This window comes from Streptomyces sp. NPDC006265 (assembly GCF_040613555.1).
In the GTDB taxonomy this organism is placed as follows: domain Bacteria; phylum Actinomycetota; class Actinomycetes; order Streptomycetales; family Streptomycetaceae; genus Streptomyces.
Map to the genome: position 1 here is coordinate 1 of NZ_JBEXSH010000603.1, position 5,637 is coordinate 5,637.

Below are 5,637 nucleotides of genomic sequence, written 5' to 3' on the forward strand. Positions count from 1 at the left end.
GGTGCAACCGGGCGTCAGCGGCCGTGAGTTGTCCGGCGAGGGTGTCGGGGGTCAGGGCCCGGCGGGCGGCGAGCCGCGCGGCGACGACCCGCCGGGCCAGCGGGAGCCGTCCGGTGAGTTCGACGAGGAGCCGGGCGGCGTCCGTGCCGTCCAGGCCGTCGCGGCCCGAGGCCCTGCGCAGGAATTCGGCGCTCTCCTCGTCCGACAGCGGGGCGAGCGGGAACCGGGCCGCGCCGTCGAGGGCGGTCAGCGGAGAACGGCTGGTGACGATCACCCCGCAGCCGGCACCGCTCGGCAGCAGCGGCCGTACCTGCGCGGCGCTCGCGGCGTCGTCCAGCACCAGGAGCGTGCGGGTCGGCGCGAGCAGCGAACGCAGCAACGCGGCTGCGCCCTCGGGAGAGTGTCGCCGCCGCGGCCGGGTCCGGGTCCCGGTCGGCGGAGGTGATCGGCCGGGGCCCACTCCATCTCCGAGCCCGTGACTGCGCCTGCCGATTCGGCCGTAGCGGTGGGCGTCAGATGACGGGCGGCCGCCCCAGCCGGGTGAGCCGCCACACCGTCCGCCACCGCATGGGCCGCCGCTCCCCCGCCGGCTCCCGTACGCCTTCCGCGAATCCGCCGAACCACGCCCGCAGTCCGGCGCCCGACCGGTTCCGGGCGAGGGTGAGCAGCACCCAGACGCCCAGGTGGACGGGGACGAGCGCGAGCGGCAGCCGGCGGCGGGCCAGCCAGACCCGGTTGCGGGCGTTCACCCGGAAGTAGACGGCGTGCCGGGCGGGTGAGGTCTTCGGATGCCGGAGCAGCAGCTCCGGCGCGTACAGGATCCGCCACCCGGCATCCACCGCGCGCCATGCGAGGTCGGTCTCCTCGTGGGCGAAGAAGAACTCGGCGGGCCAGTCGCCGGTCTCGTCGAGCATCGCCATCCGCAGCGCGTGCCCGCCGCCGAGGAAGCCGGTGACGTAACCGCCGCGGTGGGGGTCCGAGTTGCCGATCCGGGGCACGTGCCGCTGCTGCGTCTCACCGAGCTCGTCGGCGATGCGGAATCCGACGATGCCGAGCCGCTCGTCGGCGGCGTACAGGTCCCGCACGCGGCGCAGCGCATCGGCGTCGACGAGCAGACCGTCGTCGTCCAGATCCACCACGACGTCGATGTCACCGAACTCCCGCAGCCGTGCCAGGGCCGCGTTGCGCCCGCCGGGGCAGCCGAGGTTCTCGTCGAGCTCGACGGCGGTGACCTCGCCGGGCAGCGACAGCCGCCGGGCGAAGTCGGGCAGCGGGCAGCCGTTGCCCACGATGACGATCCGCTCGGGCGGCACGTCCTGCTTGGCCACGGACTCCAGCAGGGCGTCGACCTCGTCGGGCCGGTTGCCCATCGTCACCACGGCGACGGCGATCCGGGGCGCCCCCATGTCCTCACCTCATCCGGTCGGCAACTGACGGGTTGACGGGCGATGCTAGCCGTTCACGACAGGGACGCCTGAAGTACGACTGCCGGACGGCGGTTCCCCTACGCCGTTCAGCGCAGGTGGCACCCGACCGGAGCGGGCACAGGATGTCGGGTGCGGCAGGGCACGCACTGCCTAGCGTGAAGGCACGAAAGGAAGGAGACCGGACGTGCTGGACCGGCTCAACCAGGCGATGGACCGGATCGAACGGAACCTCGCCCACACCGTGGACGTGGCGGACCTGGCGCGTACGGCATGCACCTCGGAGTACCACCTGCGCCGCATGTTCTCGGCCCTGTCAGGCATGCCACTGTCGGAGTACATCCGACGCCGGCGGCTGACGGTCGCGGGCGCGGAGGTGCTGTCGAGGGACGCGACCCTGCTGGAGATCGCGGTCCGTTACGGCTACGGCTCGGGCGAGGCGTTCGCGCGGGCGTTCCGCACGATGCACGGCGTGGGCCCGGGCGAGGCCCGGCGCACCGGCGCCGCGCTCGTCTCCCAGCCCCGGTTGGCCTTCCGCCTCACCGTCGAAGGGAACAGCAGCATGCACTACCGCGTCGTGGACCGCCCGGCCTTCACCGTCACGGGCTTCAAGACCCGGATCCCCCTGATCCACTCCGGCCCGAACCAGGCGATCATCGACTTCGTCCGGGGCCTGGACAAGTCCGCCGTGCAGGCCCTGGAGAAACTGTCCGGCCAGAAGCCGCAGGGCGTCGTCGCGGTCTGCGACGACCTGGACCCGAGCCGCGCGCAGGGCACGGAACTCGACTACTACCAGGCCGTGATCACCTCGGCGCCGGTCCCGGCGGGGGTGCCCGAGGGCACGACCGCCCTCGCGGTCCCTCCGGGCACCTGGGCGGTCTTCACCACGTCGGGCCCGGCCCCCCAGGCCATCCAGGAGCTGTGGCGCGACGTGTTCACCGAGTGGTTCCCGTCCAACCCCTACCGCACCCGCCACGGCCCGGAGATCCTCCGCACCCGCCTGTCCCCCGACGGCACGGAGGCGGACGCCGAACTGTGGCTGCCGGTGGAACGCGAATCGACCCACTCTCATCGGCGTCATCGGCGGCTGGAAGACCGGCGGTGAAAAGGACGACATCTCCTACAGCTCCTACCTCGACGCTGACGCCAAGGCGCTGTACGACGACGCGGTCAACAACCGTCAGCTGGCCGGCCGTGGCGTTCTGGGCAAGGCCGAGACCTGGCAGCACGCCGAGGTCATCGCCGGGGGCTACTTCACCGACGGCAATCCCGGAACGTGGGACTACTCCGACCTGATCGTGCGCTGGTCCGACGGCGAAGTGACCTTGTACCGCGGTGCCGGTGAGGACGCCGACAACTTCGACAAGGAAATTCGTCTCATCGGGCCCAACGGCACCTGGAAGCACGCCGAGACCGTCGCGGCGGGCGACTTCACCGGCGCTGACAGGGACGACCTGATCGTCCCTGGACTGACGGCGAACTGACGCTCTACCCCGACGTCGACGAGAGGGGGTTTCACGGCGAGGTCCAGCTGCAGAAGCCCAACGCCACGTGGAAGCACGCCCTTTCCATCACCGGTGGCCGCTATACGAGCGGCAACAAGTGGACCGACGACCTGCTGGTCCGCTGGAGCGACGGTGAAGTCACTCTGTACACCGACGTCAATCGCGACGGCTTCCATGGCGAGAAGAAGCTTGCTGCGCCCAACGGCACCTGGAAGCACGCCTCGACGATCACATCGGCGACTTCACCGGCAACGACCAGCACGACCTCATGGTGCGCTGGACGGATGGCGAACTGACCCTCTACAAGGATCTCGACCAGAACGGCTTCCACGGCGAGATCCAGGTGAAGAAGCCCAACCGGCTCTGGACCCACGCCACCCTCCTGGGCGCCGGCGACTACACGGAGAACCGCCATCCCGACGACTTCCTGGTGCGGTGGTCCGACGGTGAGGTCTCCATGTACCCGGACGCCGACGAGACCGGCCTGAACCGCGAGATCACACTGGTGTACCCGCCCGCCTAAGGTCTTCCTCCGGACAGCAGAGGGGCTCTTCTCCCCCCTGGGCGAAAGAAGAGCCCTTCTCCAATCGGGCCGCTCTCATCGCTCTCATTGCATCCGGGACGGCCTCTTCTTGTTGAAGAGCCAGACGTCGAAGAGCTTCCTCAGGTTCTTCCCGGACTTGCCCTCGCACAGGGCGATGAACTGTCCGGTGTCGGCGTTGCCGTGCCGGTGCTGTCGGGTCCAGGTACGGAGAATGTCGAAGAAGGTCTCGTCGCCGACGGCCTCACGCACCTTGTGCACGACCATGGCGCCGCGTCCATAGACGGGCGGGTCGAAGACGCGCGCCGCGCTGGGAGGATCGGCCGGAGGGAAGGCCCAGATTCCCTCGCTCTCGGCATCCGTGCCGTCGTAGAAGTCCTCGAAGATTTCGTCGGTGTTCCTGCCGCCCTGCTCCTCCTCCCAGAGCCACTCCGCGTAGGTGGCCATGCCCTCGTTGAGCCAGATGTCCTTCCACTTGCGCGGGGTGACGGAGTTGCCGAACCACTGGTGCGCCAACTCGTGGACAAGCAGACTCTCGTCCGGCGCCTCATCGAAGTAGGGCTTGGTCTGGGTCTCCAGGGCATAGTCGAACTCGGGCAAGTGGTCAACAACGGCGCCGGTGGAGGAGAAGGGGTAGGGACCGAAGCGTTCGCTCGCCCAGCCGACGATCTCGGGCACCAGATCCTTGACGCCTGCGGCGTTTTCGGACTCGTCGGGGTCGATGGCGACGTAGGCGGGCAGGTCGTCATCGGTGGAGCCCTGGTCGACCTCGAAGTAGCCGACGGAGATGTGAGCGAGATAGCTGGCCATAGGCTCTGTGGTGCGCCAGTGCCGGGTCACTGTCTCACCCTTGTTCTCTTCCATGGTCAGTTCGCCGTTGCTGACCACGTCACGGGGGGTGCCGTCCTCGTCTTTGGGTACGGTGACCGTGATGTCGTACGTGGCCTTGTCCGAGGGGTGGTGGTTCCCCGGGAACCAGGTCATGGAACCGGCAGGCTGGCCGAGGGCGGTCGAGCCGTCATCGGTCTCTATCCAGCCTTCCAGGCTTCCGTCGTCGTTCTCGATCGTGCGAGGGGTGCCGTCGTAGGTGACGACCGTCTTGAAGATGTCGCCTTCCTGGACCGGCTTCGCCGGTGTCACCCGCAACTCGTCCTTCTGACGCGAATATTGGGCCTTCACTCCCTGCACTGTGGCCAAGCGTATATGCAGCCCGGACAGGTCGAGGTTGAAGCGGCTCAGGTCCTGGGTGGCGCGCGCTGTGATGACAGCCGTGCCCTTCAGACGGTTGGTCTCGGGCACATAATCCAGGGTCAGTCCGTAATGCGTCACGTCGTAGCCGCCATTGCCGAGTGCGGGAAACAGCCGGTCACCGACCCCGGCCGCGCCGGGCTTCAAGGCCGCGGCGGCGCCGTCCCCCGAGGCAGAGCTGGTGCAGGAGATCGTCATGGCCAGGAGGAGTGCTGCAGCCGGAACCCAGCCGGACAGACGGACCGAGACCGTCGACCGAAGCCGACGGTCGTTCGCTCTATGAGGGCTCATCTCGTGTCTCCAATCGGTCGCGGGACGCGAGACGTCAGAAACCCTGCATTGCCTCGTGGTTGTCTCATGGTTGGTAAAGACTTCCTTACGTGCCATCCGGCTCGAACACACTCCACGATGAGTGAGCGAGCAGTACGCCGGCAGCGCCCCGGACACCCGCGTCCGCACCGCCTCGCCCCCTCACCCAGTGGCCCACACACGCAGTTGTGGCACCTCATCGCCTTCCGCGGCCTACGGCGAGACAAGGCTGCGCACCATCCTCGTCGGAGACCAACCTCGATGACCACTCCCCGGCCGTCTCCGCCCAGCTCGTCCAGGACGGGTGGGAGGTCGAGACCTCCGAGCCCAAGACGGACAGCGGCTCCGCGTGGTCGCGCTCGACGACGACACCGTCAACGTCCTGAAGCGGCACCGCGCACAGCAGGACGCGGACCGCGAGGAATGGGGATCAGCCTGGGTGGACCCCGGCATGGTCTTCACCCAGGAAGACGGCTCCTGGCTCCATCCCGGGAAGGTGACCGACCTCTTCGAGTGCCTCGTCGCCGCCTCCGGCCTCCCGCCGATCCGGCTGCACGACCTCCGGCACGGGGCGCCACGCTCATGCTCACCGCCGGCATCGACGTGAAGA

Annotated in this window: 5 protein-coding genes and 2 pseudogenes; 4 read left to right on the forward strand and 3 right to left on the reverse strand. The window is 68.8% G+C overall.

All coding sequences use genetic code 11. The features are described 5' to 3' along the window. Positions 1-397 (reverse strand): annotated as a pseudogene (locus ABZ281_RS35120) (hypothetical protein); the annotation flags it as partial. 115 nt (positions 398-512) lie between these two features. Then, positions 513-1,406 (reverse strand): glycosyltransferase, encoded by an 894-nt coding sequence (locus ABZ281_RS35125; RefSeq protein ID WP_356662124.1) that lies wholly within the window; start codon positions 1,404-1,406, stop codon positions 513-515. 205 nt (positions 1,407-1,611) lie between these two features. On the opposite strand from ABZ281_RS35125, the gene ABZ281_RS35130 reads away from it, so the two are divergent. The 3 genes from ABZ281_RS35130 (at position 1,612) to ABZ281_RS35140 (ending at position 3,452) form a co-directional block, all read left to right on the forward strand. Beyond that, a complete protein-coding gene (locus ABZ281_RS35130; protein ID WP_356662125.1) occupies positions 1,612-2,529 on the forward strand; it encodes an AraC family transcriptional regulator in 918 nt (305 codons plus the stop codon). A gap of 214 nt (positions 2,530-2,743) precedes the next feature. Further along, positions 2,744-2,908: a hypothetical protein gene (locus ABZ281_RS35135; protein WP_356662126.1), complete on the forward strand. Its 165-nt coding sequence runs from the start codon at positions 2,744-2,746 to the stop codon at positions 2,906-2,908. 289 nt (positions 2,909-3,197) lie between these two features. After that, entirely contained in the window at positions 3,198-3,452 is a 255-nt protein-coding gene (locus tag ABZ281_RS35140; protein WP_356662127.1) for a hypothetical protein, read from the forward strand. Between the two features lie 84 nt (positions 3,453-3,536). Here the strand turns inward: ABZ281_RS35140 and ABZ281_RS35145 are convergent, their stop codons facing one another. Next, on the reverse strand, positions 3,537-4,916 hold the full coding sequence (locus ABZ281_RS35145; RefSeq protein ID WP_356662128.1) for a M1 family metallopeptidase: 1,380 nt from the start codon (positions 4,914-4,916) through the stop codon (positions 3,537-3,539). Positions 4,917-5,213: 297 nt separating this feature from the next. Here ABZ281_RS35145 and ABZ281_RS35150 point away from each other — a divergent pair. Further along, positions 5,214-5,637, forward strand: a pseudogene (locus ABZ281_RS35150) (tyrosine-type recombinase/integrase); the annotation flags it as partial.

Bases quoted from the DNA above. Each gene is read 5' to 3' on its own strand.
- ABZ281_RS35145 (WP_356662128.1), bottom strand. From the start codon at position 4,916: ATGACGATCTCCTGCACCAGCTCTGCCTCGGGGGACGGCGCCGCCGCG.
- ABZ281_RS35140 (WP_356662127.1), top strand. From the start codon at position 3,198: ATGGTGCGCTGGACGGATGGCGAACTGACCCTCTACAAGGATCTCGAC.
- ABZ281_RS35125 (WP_356662124.1), bottom strand. From the start codon at position 1,406: ATGGGGGCGCCCCGGATCGCCGTCGCCGTGGTGACGATGGGCAACCGG.